The sequence below is a fragment of the Streptomyces sp. NPDC053542 genome (assembly GCF_044544685.1).
In the GTDB taxonomy this organism is placed as follows: domain Bacteria; phylum Actinomycetota; class Actinomycetes; order Streptomycetales; family Streptomycetaceae; genus Streptomyces.
The window spans coordinates 412,113-429,832 of record NZ_JBITXL010000007.1 but is presented as its reverse complement, the minus strand read 5'-3'; the positions used below and the strand labels follow the sequence as shown (position 1 = coordinate 429,832).

Here is a 17,720-nt window from a genome sequence, read left to right as displayed (position 1 = left end):
GATGGCCTCACTCCCCTTCCAGGACGGCGACCAGGTTCTGCTGCAGGCACGGGCCGGAGGTGGCGTGTGCGAGGGCGCGCCGGGACTCGCCGCGCTGGATGCGGGCGGCCGCCTCGCCGAGCCGGATGAGGCCCGCGGCCATCATCGGGTTGGCGGCGAGCGCGCCGCCCGAGGGGTTGACCGTCACTTCGTCGCCGAGCCGCAGGGCGCGGCGGAGCACGATCTCCTGGGAGGTGAAGGGCGCGTGCAGTTCGGCGGTGTCCACGGGGCCTGCGAAGGCTCCGGCGCGTTCGGCGGCGAGCCGGGTGGACGGGGAGTCGGTGAGGTCGCGGACTCCGAGGGCGTGCGCTTCGATGCGGTGGTCGATGCCGCGTATCCAGGCGGGCCGGTCGCACAGCCTGCGGGCGGTGTCCCCGGCGGCGAGGACGACGGCGGCCGCGCCGTCCCCGATGGGCGGGCAGTCGCCGCGCCTCAGGGGCGCCACGACGTGCTCGCCCATGGGGCGCTCGCCGCGCAACTGGGCGTGGGGATTGGCGGCGGCATCGGTACGGCTGCGGGCCGCGACTCCTGCCAGCGCACGCTCATCGGTGACGCCTGCGTCGAAGAGGGCCTGCGCCTGGAGGGCGGCGAGCGCCACGGGGTCGGGCCACAGCGGCGCCAGGTAGTACGGGTCGAGCTGGCGGGTGAGGACCTCGCGGAGATCGCCGGGCGAGGACTTGCCGTAGGAGTACACGAGCGCGGTGTCGGCCTCGCCGGTGAGGAGCTTCACCCACGCCTCGTACAGCGCCCAGGCGCCGTCCGTCTCGACGTGCGACTCGGCGACCGGGGGCCAGGCTCCCACGCCGTCCAGCGCCATCGTGAAGGAGAAGGCGCGCCCGGCGAGGTAGTCGCTGGAGCCGGAGCAGACGAAGTCGATCTCGCCGGCCTTCAGGGCGGCCCGGCCGAGCACGTCGTTCAGCACCGGCATCAGCATCTCCACCTCGGAGACCGCGGCGCTGTCGGGTACGTGGTCGGACTGTCCGAAGGCGACGATCGCCACCTCTCGCATCAGACCAGCTCCTTGTACGTGTCGTAGTCGGCGTCCGGTTCTCCGGTGGGGCGGTAGTGGTCGGGCCAGCGCTGCCCTTCCTTCCAGACGGGCTCGACCCGCATCCCCATGCGGACCTGGTCGTACGGGATGCCGGCGAGGCGGCCGTGGAGGGCGAGCCCGGCACCGTCCAGGGCGATGTGGGCGTAGACGTAGGGCACTTCGATGTCCAGCCCTTTGGCCTTGATGTTGACGACGCAGTAGGTGGTGACGGTGCCCTTCGGGCCCACCTCGACGCGTTCCCCGGTAGGCACGCCGCACGTGGGGCAGGCGCCGCGCGGTGGCACGTACACCTTGCGGCACTCGGGGCAGCGCTCGCCCACGATGCGCCGCTCGGCGAGCGCCCGTAGGTACGCGGTCTGGGCACGGCCGGGGCTGTACGTGTAGTCGAGGCGGGCGGGGAGGGCGACGAGGGAGACGGCGTCGGCGAAGTCGCCGCTGTGGTCGTGAGGTTCGTCCCCTGGGGCGCCGTCGTACGGTTCGAAGCAGGCGATGTCGGTGATGGCTCCGGTACGTTCCGCCGCCCACCGGACGCGGACCCGCATCCCGGTGCTGACGGCCGCCGCCGAGGGCGCGTCCAGCACGTGCAGCAGGGAGCTGCCGGCGCCGTCCAGCCGGACGAGCACCCAGGCGAAGGGCCTGTCGAGGGGGTGCTTGGCGGTGGGGTGCGGGTTCCAGGCCCAGGTGGTGACCGTGCCGGTCTCCGCCACCTGGACCAGCTCGCGCAGCTCTTCAGCGGTGGCCGGGTCGTACTCGACGGGCGGCACCAGCACCGTGCCGTCGGCGGCGCGCACCCCGAGGACGGTGCGTTCGCGGAGCCCGGTGAGGAAGGCGCTCTGTACGGGACCGAGGGAGCGGGTGAAGGGGAATTCGACGACGAGCGGGGCGGAGAGGGTCTCGGTGGTCACGGGCTGCTCCTCATCAGGTGCGCCGGTGGGCGGTCAGGCGCGCCGGTAGACGGGCGGGCGCTTCTCGGCGAAGGCTTTGGCGCCTTCCTTGGCGTCGTCGGTGCCGAAGACGGGCCAGCCGAGGTCGAGTTCGTGTGCGAGCCCGTCGCTCTCGGTCAGCTCGGCACCTTCGTACACCGATGCCTTGACCGCCTCTATGGCCAGCGGCCCGCAGGCGTTGATCTGCTCGGCGATCTCCAGGGCTCTGGCGCGGGCTCCGCCATCGGGCACGACGTGGCCGATCAGTCCGATGCGCTCGGCTTCGTGCGCGCTGTACGGGCGTCCGGTGAGCAGCATCTCCAGGGCGTGGGTGCGCGGGATCTGGCGCGGCAGCCGGACGGTCGAGCCGCCCAGGGGGAAGAGTCCGCGCCGCACTTCGAAGAGGCCGAAGACGGCGCTCTCGCCCGCGACCCGGATGTCGGTGCCCTGCAGGATCTCGGTGCCGCCCGCGACGCAGTGGCCCTCGACGGCGGCGATGACGGGCTTGCGCGGCCGGTGGTGCCGCAGCAGCGCCTTCCAGTGCAGGTCGGGGTCGGCTTTCATCCGGGCGCGGTGCGCGTCGTCGGCCATGCCGTCGCCGGCCAGCGCCTTGAGGTCCATGCCCGCGCAGAAGACGCCGCCCGCGCCGGTGAGGACGACGGACCGGATGCCGTCGTCGTCATCGGCGGCCAGCCAGCCGTCGTAGAGGCCCACGAGCATGGCGGGCGAGAACGCGTTCTTCGCCTCGGGCCGGTTGAGCGTGAGTACCAGCGTTGCCCCGACGCGCTCGGTGAGCACGTGTTCGGTGCCGCCCATGGACGTCCTCCCGTCTCCGGAACGAGAACAGGTTGCAGTAGCGCCCTCGCGACTTCAAGGCTTTTCTGACACTCAGTCAGTTTTCTTGGCCACGGCTCTTCCCCCTTTCCTCCCCGGACGCTCTAATGAGCGCCGGATCAGCGGCCGCGCGATCAGGAGGAGACGTGGAGTACAACCTTGCCGACCTCTTCGAGTCGATCGTCGACGCGGTACCGGGCCGCGAGGCGCTGGTGTACGCCGACATCCCGGGCACCGGCGCCGAACGCCGCCTCACCTACGCGCAGCTGGACCGGGCGGCCAACCGCCTCGCCCACCACCTCGCGGACTCCGGCGTACGCCCCGGCGACCACGTCGGCCTGCACCTCTACAACGGCGTCGAGTACCTCCAGACCCTCTACGCCTGCCTGAAGATCCGTGCCGTCCCCGTCAACGTCAACTACCGGTACGTGGAGGACGAGCTGGTCTACCTCTACCGGGACGCGGACCTGGTGGCGCTGGTCTTCGATGCGGAGTTCACCGAGCGGGTGGCGGCCGCCGCCCCCGAAGCGCCGCGTCTGCGGCACCTCGTACGCGTCGGCACGCCGCCCCCGGGGGCAAGCGAACCGGCGCTCCCCGTAGTGCGGTTCACGGACGCGGAGGCCGCCGGCTCACCCGGCCGCGGCTTCGGGCCGCGCAGCGCCGACGACCGCGTCATCATCTACACCGGCGGCACCACCGGCATGCCCAAGGGCGTGGTCTGGCGCCACGAGGACCTGTTCTTCTCCGGAACGGGCGGCGGCGCCCCCACCGGCGAACCGGTCTCCCGCCCCGAGGAGCTGGCCGAGCGGGCCGCCGCGAGCGGCGAGGGCCTGGTCTTCTTCCCCACTCCCCCGCTCATGCACGGCACGTCGACGCTCACCGCGTTCATCGGCTTCCACTTCGGCCAGAAGGTGGTCCTGCACCGCAAGTACGTGCCCGAAGAGGTACTGCGAACGATCGAACGCGAGCGGGTCACCAGCGTCTCCCTCGTAGGCGACGCGATGCTGCGCCCGCTGACGGATGCCCTGGCCGGCCCCCTGAAAGGTACCGACTGTTCCTCACTGTTCGCCGTCTCCAGCTCCGGCGCGATCCTCTCCGACACCGTACGCGCCCAGTTCAGCGCCCTGCTCCCGCACGCGATGCTGCTGAACAACTTCGGCTCCTCGGAGTCCGGCTTCAACGGCACCGCCACCGAGGACGCGGGCCCGGACACCGGCTTCCGGCTGCGCGTCAACGGCCGTACGGCGGTGGTCGACCCGGTCACGCACGCCCCCGTACCGCCCGGCGAGCCCGGCCGGCTGGCGCAGCGCGGCCACGTACCGCTGGGCTACTACAACGACCCCGCGAAGACCGCCGAGACGTTCTTCGAGGCGGACGGCGAGCGGTGGGTGCTGCTGGGCGACATGGCGACGGTCGACGAGGAGGGCGTCGTCACGGTCCTGGGGCGCGGCTCGCAGTGCATCAACTCCGGGGGCGAGAAGGTGTACCCGGAGGAGGTCGAGCAGGCCCTGAAGGCCCACCCGGACGTGTACGACGCGCTGGTCGCGGGCGTGCCGGACGACCGCTGGGGCAGCCGGGTGGCGGCCGTGGTGCAGCTGCGGGCGGGCGCGGGCCCGGTGGACCTGGCCGCCGTCCAGGCCCACTGCCGCACCCGGCTGGCCGGTTACAAGATCCCCCGCACGGTCGTGGTCACCGACCGCATCCAGCGCTCCCCCAGCGGCAAGGCGGACTACCGCTGGGCGAAGCGGGTGGCGGCGGAGGGCTGAGCCCCTCGGGGCGCCGTGGCCGCCGGGCGCAGCCCGAAGGTCACCAGTGCGGCGGCCACCGCCAGGAAGCCCGCGAGCACCGCGAACCCGGTGAGCTGCGTGCCCGTCACATCGGTCAGCCAGCCGACCAGGTACGGCCCGGCGAAGCCGCCCAGGTTGCCGAGCGCGTTGACCAGCCCCATGGCCACCGCGACCACTTCGAAGCGCAGCAGCTCGCCGGGGATCGCCCAGAACGGCCCGTAGGGCGCGTACACCGCGACCGCCGTCACGCACAGCAGCACCATCTGCGGGAACCCGCCGTCCACCACCTGGCCGAGCAGCAGCGCGGCGATGCCGACCACCAGGGGCCCGGCGACCGCGGCACGCCGCCGCCGCGTGCGGTCCGACCAGGCGGCGTTGCCGATCATCGCGGCGAGCGCGAGGACGAACGGGATCGCCGTGAGCAGCCCGACCTCCGTCGACGAGCCCCCGTGCGTCAGCTCCTTGACGACCGACGGCAGCCAGAGGCTGAACCCGTAGAAGCCGGTCATCCAGCAGAAGTACACCCCGATCAGCAGCAGGACCTGCGGCTTCCGGACCGCCTTCAGATACGAACCGCCGCCCGCCGGCGCGGGCTTGGCTGCCTCGTCGGCGGCCAGCGCGCTCTCCAGGTGGGCTGCCTCGGCCCGGGAGATCCAGCGGGCCTGCGCGGGCCGGTCCGCGACGGCGAACCACCACACCACGGCCCACACCAGCGGCGGCACGCCCTGGAGGAAGAGCACCCACCGCCAGCTCGCGTGGTCGAGCATCAGTCCGGACAGCGGGGCCATGATGATCGACGACAGCGGCAGACAGGCCATCCAGAGGGCGTTGGCGCGGGCCCGCTCGCGCAGCGGGAACCAGGAGGCGAGCAGGATCAGTACGGCGGGCCACACGCCGCCCTCGAAGAAGCCGAGGGCGAACCGCGCCACGTAGAACTGCTCCTTGGTCTGGACGAAGGCGCAGACCATCGCCGCCAGCCCCCAGGCGACCATCAGGATCAGCACGGTCTTCCGCGCGCTCCAGCGCTGCGCCAGCACCGCCGCCGGGATCTGCAGGAACACGTATCCGACGAAGAAGATCCCGCTGACCAGGCCCTGGTCAGCATGGGAGAGCTCCAGATCGCCGTGCATGTACGGCAGCACGACGGAGACGTTGTTCCGGTCCAGGTAGGCCAGCATGTACATGAACGCGGCGACGGGGATCACGTACACCCAGCGCTTGGCGGGCGCGTGATCCGGGGCCGGAGCCGGCATCGGGGCCGTCATGGGCGGACCCCCGTCCCGTATGCGGCGCGGATCCGGTCGGTGAAGCGGCTGAAGTCCGCGGCGGCGCGGAAGGCGGCGGCCATGGTGCCGGGCGACGCCTTGCCGGTACCGGCGATGTCGAAGGCGGTCCCGTGGTCGACGGAGGTGCGCAGGATCGGCAGCCCGACCGTCACGGACACCGTGCCGTCGAAGTCGACGGTCTTGGCGGGGATGTGCCCCTGATCGTGGAAGTGCGACAGCACGCCGTCGTACCGCCCTGCCAGCCCCTGGTGGAAGACCGAGTCGGCGGGGACCGGCCCGTACACGCCGAGTCCCTCGGCGGCGGCCTTCTCCACGGCGGGGCGCAGGGCGGTGATCTCCTCGTCCCCGAAGTGTCCGCCCTCGCCGCCGTGCGGGTTGATCGCGGCGACGGCGAGCCGGGGCTCGTCATGGCCGAAGACGCGCAGCGCGGTGACGGCGTGCCGGATGCTGTCCGCGACCCGCTCCTCGGTGATCTGGTCCAGCGCCTTGCGCAGCGCGACGTGCCGGGTGGTGAAGAAGATCTTCAGCCCGCGCACCACGAACATGGTGTCGAAGTGCGCCGCGCCGGTCAGCTCGCCGAGCATCTCGGTGTGCCCGAGGTGCTGCGAACCCGCCGCCCAGATGGCCTCCTTGTTGATCGGCGCGGTGACGATCCCGTCGACCTCGCCGTCGAGCGCGATGCGGGTCGCCGTCTCGATCGCCGCGACGGCCGACCGCCCGGCCTCGGCGCTGACCTGGCCCCACGCCAGGTCCCCGGTGACGATCCCGAGGTCGAGCACGTCGATGCACCCCGGCTCGAAGCGGGCCTCGCCGGGCGCGCCGATCGCGTTGACCCGCACGCCGTCCAGCCCGCAGACGGCGACGGCCCGCCGCAGCACCGCGGCGTCCCCGACCGCGATCCCGCGCCCCACGCCCGCGGTCTCCGGATCGGCGAGCGTACGGGCAACGATCTCGGGCCCGATACCGGCGGGATCGCCGAGGGTGACGGCGAGAAGGGGGAGGGAGGAAGAGGTTTCGGAGGTGACGGATGCGCTCATGAAGGTGACCTCACAGGTGAGTACGACAGTTGAGTACGGATGCCTCATGGATGGCTGACGGATGGCTGACGGGTGCCTGACGGATGCCTACAAGCGGCCGGCGAACCGCTGACTGGCGAGCGCCCGGCCACGGACAGTTACGGCGCGGCCGCTTCCGGGTATGTCCGGGATGGGGAGCTGCCGCCGCGCGCAATCGGGCGCAGCGTTCCGTTCGATTCCCTCCCCCGCCCCACCCCCCGCTCCCACCCCCGCAGCGCATCGCGCATGCAGGCCACCCGGAGGTGGTCCAGGCAGTCGCGGGCCGCGTCCGGGCCGCCGATCAGGCCGCCCTTCGTGGCGAAGTGCAGGCCGTCGTGCGGCCCGCCGACGAGGTGCCCGGCGACGGCGAGCGGCAGCACCTCGGTCTCGATGGCGAACCCCTCCGCGCCCAGTGCCGCGGTCACGGCTGCCGCCACGTCGCCGCCCGACGCGTACAGTCCGCCCGGCCGCAGTTCGGTGACCGCGCGTCGGGCGGTCTCGGACAGGGCGTGGAGGATGCGTTCGGCAGCGCGTGCGTTCGGTAGGGGGCGCGTGGGGCCGGTCGCGACCCGTACCCCGAGTACAGTCGCGCCTTCGTCGGCCGCGGCCCGCAATGTACGCAGTACCGCCTCGGGTTCGGGATGTTCGGGGTCGAGCTCGGCCCAGACGGCGCCCAGTTCCACCGCGGCGCGGTCGAGCTGCTCACCGGTGCGCTCGGTGATGCTGCCGACCACGGCGAGGACGCGCGGCGGCTCGGCCTCCCGCGGCCGGATGCCGAGCGCGGCACTGTACGCGGCGCCGAACGGGCCCGAGTCCAGTACGACCCACCGCACTCCGTCCTCGGCAGCGACCCGGGCGGCGGCCGCGGCGATCGTGTGCAGATGGGCGTTCTCCGTGGCGTCGCCGATCACGATGTCGGCGGTGGCCGCGCGCAGCGCCGCGACGACCTGCTCGGTGCCCGCCTCCACGACGTCCAGCGGAAGTTCGGCCGTGGACCGGCTCGTCTGCTCGCCGAGCAGCGCGGCCACGCGGGAGTGCCGTACCGGGTCGAAGGGGTCCTTTGCCACGGCGGTACGGGTGAGGGGCACGCCGTCGACGAGGTGCAGCCCGCCGACGGTGGTCCGGCCGGCGTCGGGGAAGGCGGGGACGGCGAGGACACGGGTGGGGGCGGTTCGGGCAGTGGGGGCAGTGGTGGGTACGGGTGCCGGCTGCTCGGCGGCGGCCGCCGCCAGGGCGTCGAGTACCGCGTCCAGCTCCCGGCCCGGGTTGCCGCGCAGCGTGGTGTCCACGCGCTTGGCGACGAGCGGGACGGGCCCGGCGGCCGCGACCACCGCCCGTACCGCGTCGTACGCGCGCCCCGCCGGCCAGTGCCGGGACCCGGTGTTGACGACGAGGACGTCGGCGCGGCCGGCGAAGCGGCGTACCTGGTCCAGCGTGCTGACGGTGACCGCGCGCAGTCCCAGCCTGGCGTACAGCGCGCCGGTGGCATTGCTCCCGGTGAGATCGTCTCCGACGACGAGGACCTGCGGCACGGCACCTCCCGAAACGAGCGAACCGCGCATCCCAAGATGCGCGTTTGCGTCACTTCAGCCTTGGCCACCGGACGCGGGCGCGTCAATACGTGTGCACCGCCGAGACGTTCCAGCGCTCGTCTTCGTATGCCGCGAGCGTCGCAGTATCGGCTGTGGTCATGAGTCCGGTACCGGGAGGCATCGCCGCCCAGTAGGGGAAGGCGGGCCTGAGGGCGGCGCCTTCGTCCTTCGAAGGCGCGCCGCCGAGCTTGGAGTGGTCGGCGAGCACCCAGGAGGCCCGCGCGCACTCCGCCATCGCCTCCTTGAGCGCGGCCTGTTCGTGGTCGGGGCAGTTGATGCCGCGCCGCGCGTCCAGCCCGTCGACGCCGAGGAAGACCAGATCCGGCGTGATGCCGCGCAGCTCACGCAGCGTACGGGCGCCCAGCAGCGCCTCGTTGGGCCGCCGCAGCCGCCCGCCCAGGACGACCAGCTCCACGTCCGCGTCGGCCAGCTCGAGCAGCGTGGAGAGCCCGTTGGTGACCAGCGTGACGTCGGTGCGGTCGCGCAGCTCGTGCGCGACCCCCGCGACGGTCGTCCCCGCGTCCAGCAGCACGACGTCGCCCGGCCGCACCAGCTCCGCCGCCGCCCGCGCGATCGCGGCCTTCTCGGCGCGCTGCACGCCCTCCTTGTCGCGCCAGGACCGCTCCGGGAGGCGGTGGTCGACGGCCCCGCCGTACGTACGCGTGATGCGCCCCCGGTCCGCGAGGCTGGCCAGGTCCCGCCGTACGGTCGACAGCGAGACGCCGAACTCGGCGGCCAGCCGGTGCACGCTGACATCGCCCTCCCCCAGCAGCTCCACCATCCGCCGGCGCCGCTCCCGTGTCCCCGCCCGCTCCCCGTTCATCAACTGCCCTCCGTCACCGTCATCCGCTCGAAGTTGCGCACATCGCGCAAGTTGAGAGTAGCAAGGTGACCGGCAGCGCTCGGTGCGCCTTCCGATGGACAGCTGGATTCCCTTCCGGAGGGGGGAATGACATCGACATGACCTTCCCTCACGCAGATCTGACACAGACCTGACACAGACCTGACACGGGAAACCTTGACCCCCGCATCGTGATCAACAGAAGCTGTTTCGAGCGCTGTTCACGCACGCCGTGTGCCACGGAAGGTGAGAACGACAATGAGGATCGGGCTCCTCTTCGATCTGCGCAATCCCGCGCAATGGCAGCGGCCGTGGGCCGACCACTACGCGCGTACGCTGGAATTCTGCGAGGAAGCCGACCGACGCGGCATCGGGGGCCTTTGGTTCACCGAGCATCATCGCTTCGAGGACGGTTATCTGCCGCAGCCGCTCACCTTCGCCGCGGCCGCCGCGGCGCGCACGAAGCATGCACGGATCGGCACTTCGGTGGTCATACCGGCGCTGCGCGCACCCGCCCATCTGGCCGAGGAAGCGGCAATCGTCGACCTGATCAGCGGCGGCCGTCTCGAACTCGGCATCGGCGCCGGATACCGAGTACCGGAATTCCAGCTTTTCGATGTCCCGCACGAGCGCCGGACCACGCGTGCCGGGGAGGCCGTCGCGGAAGTACGCCGACTGTGGCGCGAAAAGGTCGTGACACCGCTGCCGCTGCAGGACCCCGTACCAATATGGGGTGGGTTCTACGGTCCACGCGGCGCGCGGATGGCAGGCCGACTCGGTATGGGGTATCTCCACATCTCCCGCCCCATGTTCGCGCATTACACGGCCGGGCTCGAAGAAGGCGGACATGATGTGAGCACAGCGCGGGTCGGTGACCTCGTGCCCATTGTGCTGGCGGACGATCCCGAAGCCGCGTGGATACGGATCGCGCCGCATCTGGCCCATCAGAAAAATACCTATCGGCAGGGCTGGTCGGAGGGCAGCGGCCGGCCGCAGCTGCCGTGGCTGGAGCCGGATCCGGCCTCCGGCGAACTGCGCGAGCTGCTCGATGTCCTTACTCCGGACCAGGCCGCGCAGCGGATCGGGGCGATGGCGGAGGGGCTGCCCGTGGAGCACCTCATCTTCTGGGCGAGCATCGCCGGAATGCCCGACGACCTGGTCCTTCGCCACCTGGAACTCCTCACCGGAGAACTCGCTCCCCTGATCTCCTGACACGCCCCGCACGTCATCGATGTCCGCGAAGGCCGGAAGAGAAGACCCGAAGAGAAAACCAGCAGAGGAGATCCCCGTGGTGACCTATTTCGATGCCGTCAACGAAGCGCTGGAGCGCCTGGACGATCTGGGATACGAGCGCGGCGAACGCAACGAACTGGTCAACCACGGCCCCATGGCGTCCGAGGTGCTGGCCACACTCGGGCACGGTGATCAGATCGGCACCTGGGTCGAGGTCTACCGCGCCAAACCGCATCACGACAGGCCCGCGCCTTTCCTTCCCCTCGATGCGTCGGACGAAGGCTCCTGGCGCTCCGCGCTGGGCGATTTCGACCGGGCCGGGGACTGGGAGCAGCTGTTCTTCCGGGAACTGACCGAAGCGCCCTGGCGCGAGGTACTCGTCCGGTGGTGGCCGCGCCTGATATCCGGCCTTCTGGCGGGCATTACGCACGGCGCGATCCGCACGGCGCACGCCGTACGCAGCCTGTCCGGCACTCCGCAGCCGAGCCGGGCACAGCTGACCGAACTCGCGCGTGGCCTCGCCTATTGGGCGGCCCGTTACCGCACCCTTCCCGGGGAGGCAGACTTCCGGGGAAAGGCCGCCCTGGCTCAGGCCGTGGCGGAAATTCCGCGCGAGCAACTGGCGGAGTTTCTGGCCCCGCCGAAGGCGAGGGTGATCTCACGGGACAGGCTCAACCGTATCTCCGAGATCCCCGGATACACCGAAGCGCTGCACGCCGTCGCTCCGAAGGACCCCGAGCTGCTACTGAGCGAGATGACGGCCGAGTTCGCCGGTCTCTATCTCGTCCACACCGAGATCTATCCCATTCCGCTGCTCCACGGCGTGACGCTGCCCGCCGCCGTCCGGATCGTCCTGCCCCACCTTCCGCCGGAAATGCGGCTGCCGACGGTTGCCGCCGTCTGGCAGCTCCATGTGGCGCTGCTCCTCTCCTTCACCGGTGGTCGCCGCGGCGAGGACACGGCGCGCGAGACCGCGCTGGAAACCGAGGTCCCGCCCTTCGGCGAACTGATCGCGCGCGCCGTGGAACACAAGGACGAGCACGTCATCAAGTTCACCGAGGCGTGCCTGCGCGAGAACGGCCTGCGTCCCGACCCCCGCTACGCCGCCGCGGTCCAGGCCGCCCAACTGCGCATTCCGACGCCCGAAACCGGCCTCATTCCGTGACGCCGGATTCCGCTGCGGAAGCCTGGCCGCAGACGGAGCGCACGGCGCGTGCCAGGGCGATCGTGTGCAGCGGATCCAGGTGATCGTCCCGTACGGCATGGGCCGAGGCAACGGTCAGGACGGGGGTGCAGGACGGGGACCGGCGCGCGGGCGCGGAGTCGGCGAGGGCGCGCACGAGGCCCTCGTTGATGCGGTTGATCTCCTTGCGGACCTCGTTGAGGTCCGGGCGCGTGGTGGGGGCCTGGGCGGGATCGGCGGCCCAGCGGCGGTGCAGACCGCGCTGCACGATCTTGTTCACCTCGATCTGGTCGCGGAAGACGGCCACCGTGCCGTCGGGGTCGGCCCCCAGTTCGCGGGCCCGTTGGGCCACCGCTTCGAGCACCTGCCGCTCCCGCGCCGGGTCGTCGATGGGGCTGCCGGTGCCCCACTTCGCCGCCGCGACGAGGTCGGCGGTGACCAGCCGCTCGGCGGACAGCGCGGCGATCGGGCGGAGCGCACCGTACTGGCCCGGATGTGCGGCGTACTGACCTGTGTGTGGGGCGTACTGGCCCGGTTGCGCGGCCGACGGAGCGGCCTGGGCCGCCGGGGCCGCGACCGCGCCGGGCGCTCCGGTGCACAGCACGGTCGCGGCAGCGGCGGTGACCAGCGCGCGGCGGATGAGGACGCGCCGCGGTGCACCACGGCGGTCAGGGCTGCGGAGAGGCACGGGTCGCCCTTCTCGGTCGGTCGTACGAGATGCCGTGCGATGTCGGCGTACCGCCTTGTTCTACTCGATCAACGACCGTTACGGCTACCGGGGCCGGCTCCGCGGCCTCACCCCTCCCGCGCCAGGAACCCCTGTACCGCGTCGAGGAATTCGCGCGGCCGCTCCTCGTGGACGAGGTGGCCCGCGCCGTCGATGGTGACCAGTTCGGCGTGCGGGATCAGCTCCGTCATGCGGGCCAGGTGCTCCTGCGGGATGTGGCTGTCGGCGCCGCCGCCGATCACCAGCGTCGGCGCGGTGATCCGCGGGAGGCCGTCCCACCAGCGCGGATCCGGCGCGTTCCGCTCCGCCACCACCGCGGTCTTCGCCGCCCAGTCGAACGCGGCCGGGCCGGGCGGCGCTTCCGGTACCTCCTGCGGCGGCTCGGCGGGCAGCGGGGGCGCCGCCTCCTCCAGGACCAGCCGCGCCACCAGTTCGGGCCGCTCGGCGGCCACCAGCAGCGCGGCCACCGCGCCCAGGGAGTGGCCGATGAGGGTGACCTCGTCGAGCCGCAGCTCGCGGAGGAAGCCGATCGCGTCGTCCCGCCACCGCTCGAAGCCGTACTCGCCGGGCCAGTCGCTCTGCCCGTGCCCGCGCTGGTCCAGCGCGTACACCCGGTGGGTGGTCGCCAGCTGGCCGACCACCCCGCGCCAGTCCTCACCGTCCTCGCCGAGACAGTGCAGCAGTACGGCCGGGGGCGCGTCCGCCTCGCCCCACGCCCTGTACGCCAGTTCGACCCCGTCCACCTGCACCTTCTGTACGTCCGCCATGGGCCGAAGGTACCCGCGGCGGCACGGTTCAAGACCCTTGACGTGTTCGCCGCCCGCTGATTACTTGATTCCGACACCGGCCACCGAATGATCGGTCGGCGTCCGGGCGACCGGTACGGGACACGGGCGGTGCATACGGATGGCAGGAACACCGGACGGGCCGAAGGCTCCGGGGACGTACGCCTCCATGGCCACGGAGGCGTACGACGACGCGGAGCGGCTGACGCGCGAGGAGCTGCGGGCGCTCCAGCTCGAGCGGCTGCGGGCCACGCTGCGGCACGCGTACGACCACGTGCCGTTCCACCGCGCCTCGTTCGAGAAGGCGGGCGTGCGCCCCGAGGACTGCCGTACCCTCGCCGACCTCGCACGCTTCCCCTTCACCTGCAAGGACGACCTGCGCGCCGGCTACCCCTTCGGGATGTTCGCGGTGCCGGAGTCGGCCGTACGGCGCATCCACGCGTCCAGCGGGACCACGGGCCGCCCGACCGTCGTCGGTTACACCGAGCACGACCTGTCCGTCTGGGCCGATGTGGTGGCCCGGTCGCTGCGTGCCGCCGGCGCCCGTCCCGGCCACAAGGTGCACGTGGCGTACGGATACGGGCTGTTCACCGGCGGGCTCGGCGCGCACTACGGTGCCGAGCGGCTGGGCTGTACGGTCATCCCGGCGTCCGGTGGCATGACCGCCCGTCAGGTGCAGCTGATCCAGGACTTCCGGCCCGAGATCATCATGGTCACGCCGTCCTACATGCTCACCCTTCTGGACGAGTTCGAGCGCCAGGGCATCGATCCGCGGACGACCTCCCTCCGGGTCGGCGTCTTCGGTGCCGAGCCGTGGACCGAGGAGATGCGCCGCGAGATCGAGGAGCGGACGGCCATCCACGCGGTCGACATCTACGGCCTGTCCGAGGTGATGGGGCCGGGCGTCGCGCAGGAGTGCGTGGAGACCAAGGACGGGCTGCACATCTGGGAAGACCACTTCTTCCCCGAGGTCGTCGACCCGGTCACCGGAGAGGTGCTCCCGGACGGCGAGGAGGGCGAGCTGGTGTTCACCTCCCTCACCAAGGAGGCCATGCCGGTCGTCCGCTACCGGACGCGCGACCTCACCCGGCTGCTGCCGGGCACCGCGCGCCCCGCCTTCCGCCGGATGGCCAAGGTCACCGGGCGCTGCGACGACATGATCATCCTGCGCGGGGTGAACCTCTTCCCCGCCCAGATCGAGGAGATCGTGCTGCGTACCCCGGGGATCGCGCCGCACTTCCAGCTGCGGCTGACCCGTGAGGCCCGGCTGGACGAGCTGACCGTACGTGCCGAGGCCCGCCCCGACGCGACCCCCGAGCAGCGCACGGCCGCGGTGGACCGGATCGCCCGCGCCGTGAAGGACGGCATCGGGGTCACCGTGGCGGTCGAGATCGTCGCCCCGGAGACGCTGGAGCGCTCGGTGGGCAAGATCAAGCGCATCGTGGACCTCAGGGACGTGTGACCGGAGCTTCTCTTGACCCGAGCCTCTCCTGACCCGAGCCTCTCCTGACCCGAGCCTCTCCCCTGGGGGCCTCCCCCCCCCACCCCCTCCCCACCCCTCGCCCTCACCGACGGCATGCCTGTTCTCGTCCCCTGCCCCCCGTTCCCCTCACCGTTCCCGTCAGCTCGTGGGCGGTGTTCCCCTCAGCTCGTGGGCGGTGTTCCCGTCAGCTCGTCGGCGGTTCTCCCTTGATGATGGCGAAGGTGGCGCCGAACGGGTCGCGGAACATTGCCAGGCGGCCGACTCCCTCCGCGTCCACCGGGGCGATGAGGGCGACCGCGCCGCGCTCGGTCGCCGCCGCTGCCGTCGCGTCGCAGTCGTCCACGCCGAAGTACGGGTGCCACTCGGACGTGGAGCCGCGGTCGAGGTTCTCCTGGGGCAGCTGCATGATGCCGCCCTGGCCGAACGCGGGCGAGGCCGCGACGCCCGCCGGTACGACGATGGTGTACGCACCCGCCTCGCCCATCGGCAGGTCCTGGTACTGCCAGGAGAAGACCGAGCTGTAGAAGTCCTTCACCCTGGCGCTGTCCGTCGTGTACAGCTCCGTCCAGCACAGGGCGTTGGACTCCATCACGACCTCCAGCCCCTTCGTGTCGCCGGGCTGCCAGACCGCGAACTGAGCGCCGTCGGGGTCGGTGAACGCCGCCAGCCGGCCCGCCGTGAAGACGTCCATCGGCGCGGCGCGGACCGTGCCGCCGGCCGTCTCCACCGCCTTGGCCGTGCCGTCCGCGTCCGGCGTGTGGAAGTACACCGTCCAGGAGGGGCGGGCGCCCTCCTCGACCAGCGGGCCGATCGCGGCGACGATCCTGCCGTCCAGCCGGAAGAAGCCGTAGCCGCCGGCGTCCGGTCCGGCGGACTCGAAGGTCCAGCCGAACACCTCGCTGTAGAAGGCGACGGCCGCGTCCACGTCGGGGACGCCGAGGTCCAGCCAGTTCGGCGTGCCCGGTTCGTAATCGGTCGAGAGCATGAGCAGATCCTTCGGTGTGTGGCGAAGCGTATGAACTGCTGTCATGACGGTGTGCGCCCGCCGGCCGGGTACGGACCGCACCGCCCATTTTTCTGAGCGGTTCTCAGCATGGCAGGCACCACTGACAGTCGCCCCGCAGCGACACGTCACCGCAGGTCAGGCGGCATGCCGCCGCGGCGCGGGCGGGTGCCGGGCCGACCGGGCACCGGCCCGTCGCTCAGCGTCGGCCCGTCGCTCAGCGTCGGCCGAACCGCTCCCGCAGTTCCCGCTTGAGGATCTTGCCGCTGGCGTTGCGCGGCAGCTCGGGGACGAAGACGACCCGCTTGGGCGTCTTGAAGGCGGGCAGCCGGGTGCGGGCGGCGTCGATCAGTTCCTGCTCGGTGAGGTCGCCCGCGTCCTCCGTCCGTACGACCACCGCGGTCACCGCCTCGATCCACCGGTCGTCCGGCAGTCCGATCACCGCGACCTCGGCGACCTTCGGGTGCTCGTACAGCACGTCCTCGACCTGCCGCGAAGCGACCAGCACGCCGCCGGAGTTGATGACGTCCTTCACCCGGTCGACGACCGTGAGGTACCCCTCGGAGTCCCGTACGGCGAGGTCGCCGGAGCGGAACCAGCCGTCCCTGAAGGCCGCGGCGGTCTCCTCCGGCTTCTCCCAGTACCCCTCGCACAGCTGCGGCGAGCGGTAGACGACCTCCCCCGCCGTGCCGTCCGGCACGTCGCGGCCCTCCTCGTCGACGACCCGCGCCTCCACGAAGAGCACGGGCCGCCCGCAGGAGTCCATCCGCCCCGCGTGCTCGCCCGGCCCCAGCACGGTCGCCAGCGGGCCGATCTCGCTCTGCCCGAAGCAGTTGTAGAAGGCGAGGCCGGGGAGGCGGCCGCGGAGCCGTTCCAGTACCGGGACCGGCATGATCGACGCGCCGTAGTACGCCTTGCGCAGCCCTGTCAGGTCGCGCGCGGTGAAGTCGGGGTGGTGGGACAGGCCGATCCACACCGTGGGCGGCGCGAAGAGGCTGTCCGCGCGCCCTGCGCCCACCAGTTCGAAGATGGTCTCGGCCACGGGCGCGTCCAGGATGGTGTTCTGCGCGCCCACGGCCAGGTAGGGCAGCAGGAAGACGTGCATCTGGGCGGAGTGGTAGAGCGGGAGGGAGTGCAGCGGCCGGTCGGTTTCGGCCAGGTCGAGCGCGGTGATGGCGCTGACGTACTCGTGGACGAGCGCGCGGTGGGTCATCATCGCGCCCTTGGGGAGCGCGGTAGTGCCGGAGGTGTAGAGCAGCTGGACGAGGGTTTCGGCGTCGACGTCGGCGAGCGGCGGGAGGGCGGCGAGCGCCGCGGGGTCCTTGCGCAGCCGTGCCAGCCGGGCGAGCAGCGCGTCGTCGGCGTCGCGGAGCGGCAGGGCCCGTACGCCGCCCGGGAGTTCATGCGCGAGTGCGGGGTCGGTGAGGACCAGCGCACTGCCGGATTGTTCGACGATGTACTGGAGGTCGTCGCCGGTGAGGTGGTGGTTGATGGGGACGTGGACGAGGCCGGCGCGGGCGCAGGCGAGGAATCCGATCAGGTACGCGTCGGAGTTGTGCCCGTACGAGCCGACCCGGTCGCCGGGGTGCAGTCCCTCCCCGAGGAGCAGCCGGGCCGCGGCGGTGACCGCGTCGTCCAGTTGCCGGTAGGTCCAGGACCGTTCGGCGTACCGCACCGCCGTGCGCTCGGGCACCCGCCGCGCGCTCCGCCGCAGCATTCCGTCGACCGTACTGCTCCGCACTCCTGCCATGGCGCGATCCTGTGCCCAGCCTCCGCCCGGGTCAAGGGAGACGGCACCGGGACGCGGCAGCCTCTGGAACCACAGCCGCCGCGCCGCGCCTCAGAGCGACCGGCCGGGACTGTCCGCGCCGCGCCTCAGAGCGACCGGCCGGGACTGT

15 protein-coding genes are annotated in these 17,720 nt (G+C 71.9%); 4 read left to right on the top strand and 11 right to left on the bottom strand.

Annotated elements, in window-relative coordinates:
• Positions 1 to 7 precede the first annotated feature (7 nt).
• The 3 genes from ACIGXO_RS22375 to ACIGXO_RS22365 are packed head-to-tail and all read right to left on the bottom strand — an operon-like array spanning position 8 to position 2,829.
• Positions 8 to 1,048 carry a thiolase domain-containing protein gene (locus ACIGXO_RS22375; protein ID WP_399789495.1) on the bottom strand — a complete coding sequence of 347 codons (1,041 nt, stop codon included), beginning with the start codon at positions 1,046 to 1,048 and terminating at the stop codon, positions 8 to 10.
• Complete coding sequence (locus tag ACIGXO_RS22370; RefSeq protein ID WP_399789492.1) at positions 1,048 to 1,995, bottom strand: Zn-ribbon domain-containing OB-fold protein; 948 nt, start codon at positions 1,993 to 1,995, stop codon at positions 1,048 to 1,050. Before ACIGXO_RS22370 ends, ACIGXO_RS22375 begins: the two co-directional genes overlap by 1 nt.
• Positions 1,996 to 2,028: 33 nt before the next feature.
• A complete protein-coding gene (locus ACIGXO_RS22365) occupies positions 2,029 to 2,829 on the bottom strand; it encodes a crotonase/enoyl-CoA hydratase family protein (RefSeq protein ID WP_399789489.1) in 801 nt (266 codons plus the stop codon).
• Positions 2,830 to 2,993: 164 nt separating this feature from the next.
• On the opposite strand from ACIGXO_RS22365, the gene ACIGXO_RS22360 reads away from it, so the two are divergent.
• On the top strand, positions 2,994 to 4,613 hold the full coding sequence (locus tag ACIGXO_RS22360; RefSeq protein ID WP_399789486.1) for an acyl-CoA synthetase: 1,620 nt from the start codon (positions 2,994 to 2,996) through the stop codon (positions 4,611 to 4,613).
• Here the strand turns inward: ACIGXO_RS22360 and ACIGXO_RS22355 are convergent.
• The 4 genes from ACIGXO_RS22355 to ACIGXO_RS22340 form a co-directional block, all read right to left on the bottom strand.
• A complete protein-coding gene (locus ACIGXO_RS22355; RefSeq protein WP_399789483.1) occupies positions 4,577 to 5,899 on the bottom strand; it encodes an MFS transporter in 1,323 nt (440 codons plus the stop codon). The genes ACIGXO_RS22360 and ACIGXO_RS22355 overlap by 37 nt on opposite strands.
• Positions 5,896 to 6,957 (bottom strand): 4-hydroxythreonine-4-phosphate dehydrogenase PdxA, encoded by a 1,062-nt coding sequence (pdxA, locus tag ACIGXO_RS22350; protein ID WP_399789480.1) that lies wholly within the window; start codon positions 6,955 to 6,957, stop codon positions 5,896 to 5,898. The genes ACIGXO_RS22355 and pdxA overlap by 4 nt, the downstream gene beginning before the upstream one ends.
• A 137-nt stretch (positions 6,958 to 7,094) precedes the next feature.
• Positions 7,095 to 8,507 (bottom strand): four-carbon acid sugar kinase family protein, encoded by a 1,413-nt coding sequence (locus ACIGXO_RS22345; RefSeq protein ID WP_399789478.1) that lies wholly within the window; start codon positions 8,505 to 8,507, stop codon positions 7,095 to 7,097.
• An 82-nt stretch (positions 8,508 to 8,589) separates the two neighbouring features.
• Positions 8,590 to 9,390, bottom strand: coding sequence for a DeoR/GlpR family DNA-binding transcription regulator (locus ACIGXO_RS22340; protein ID WP_399789475.1), 801 nt, complete (start codon positions 9,388 to 9,390; stop codon positions 8,590 to 8,592).
• A 276-nt stretch (positions 9,391 to 9,666) separates the two neighbouring features.
• On the opposite strand from ACIGXO_RS22340, the gene ACIGXO_RS22335 reads away from it, so the two are divergent.
• Positions 9,667 to 10,620, top strand: a complete 954-nt coding sequence (locus ACIGXO_RS22335) for an LLM class flavin-dependent oxidoreductase (RefSeq protein ID WP_399789473.1) — start codon at positions 9,667 to 9,669, stop codon at positions 10,618 to 10,620.
• Positions 10,621 to 10,696: 76 nt separating this feature from the next.
• Positions 10,697 to 11,806 carry a questin oxidase family protein gene (locus tag ACIGXO_RS22330; protein ID WP_399789470.1) on the top strand — a complete coding sequence of 370 codons (1,110 nt, stop codon included), beginning with the start codon at positions 10,697 to 10,699 and terminating at the stop codon, positions 11,804 to 11,806.
• On the opposite strand, the gene ACIGXO_RS22325 is transcribed toward ACIGXO_RS22330, so the two are convergent.
• Together ACIGXO_RS22325 and ACIGXO_RS22320 are read right to left on the bottom strand one after the other, a co-directional pair.
• Positions 11,796 to 12,512, bottom strand: coding sequence for a chorismate mutase (locus ACIGXO_RS22325; RefSeq protein WP_399789469.1), 717 nt, complete (start codon positions 12,510 to 12,512; stop codon positions 11,796 to 11,798). The two genes, ACIGXO_RS22330 and ACIGXO_RS22325, sit on opposite strands and share 11 nt — an antisense overlap.
• Before the next feature lie 107 nt (positions 12,513 to 12,619).
• Positions 12,620 to 13,318, bottom strand: coding sequence for an alpha/beta fold hydrolase (locus tag ACIGXO_RS22320; RefSeq protein WP_399789466.1), 699 nt, complete (start codon positions 13,316 to 13,318; stop codon positions 12,620 to 12,622).
• Positions 13,319 to 13,505: 187 nt separating this feature from the next.
• Between ACIGXO_RS22320 and paaK the strand changes: the two genes are divergently transcribed.
• The gene (gene paaK / locus ACIGXO_RS22315) at positions 13,506 to 14,798 is read left to right on the top strand and encodes a phenylacetate--CoA ligase PaaK (RefSeq protein ID WP_399789702.1); all 1,293 of its coding nucleotides are present in this window, start codon (positions 13,506 to 13,508) and stop codon (positions 14,796 to 14,798) included.
• Between the two features lie 205 nt (positions 14,799 to 15,003).
• Here paaK and ACIGXO_RS22310 read toward each other — a convergent pair whose 3' ends face one another.
• Both ACIGXO_RS22310 and ACIGXO_RS22305 read right to left on the bottom strand, forming a co-directional pair.
• Positions 15,004 to 15,804, bottom strand: a complete 801-nt coding sequence (locus ACIGXO_RS22310; protein ID WP_399789464.1) for a VOC family protein — start codon at positions 15,802 to 15,804, stop codon at positions 15,004 to 15,006.
• Positions 15,805 to 16,039: 235 nt separating this feature from the next.
• On the bottom strand, positions 16,040 to 17,572 hold the full coding sequence (locus ACIGXO_RS22305; RefSeq protein ID WP_399789461.1) for a fatty acyl-CoA synthetase: 1,533 nt from the start codon (positions 17,570 to 17,572) through the stop codon (positions 16,040 to 16,042).
• Between the last annotated feature and the right edge of the window lie 148 nt (positions 17,573 to 17,720).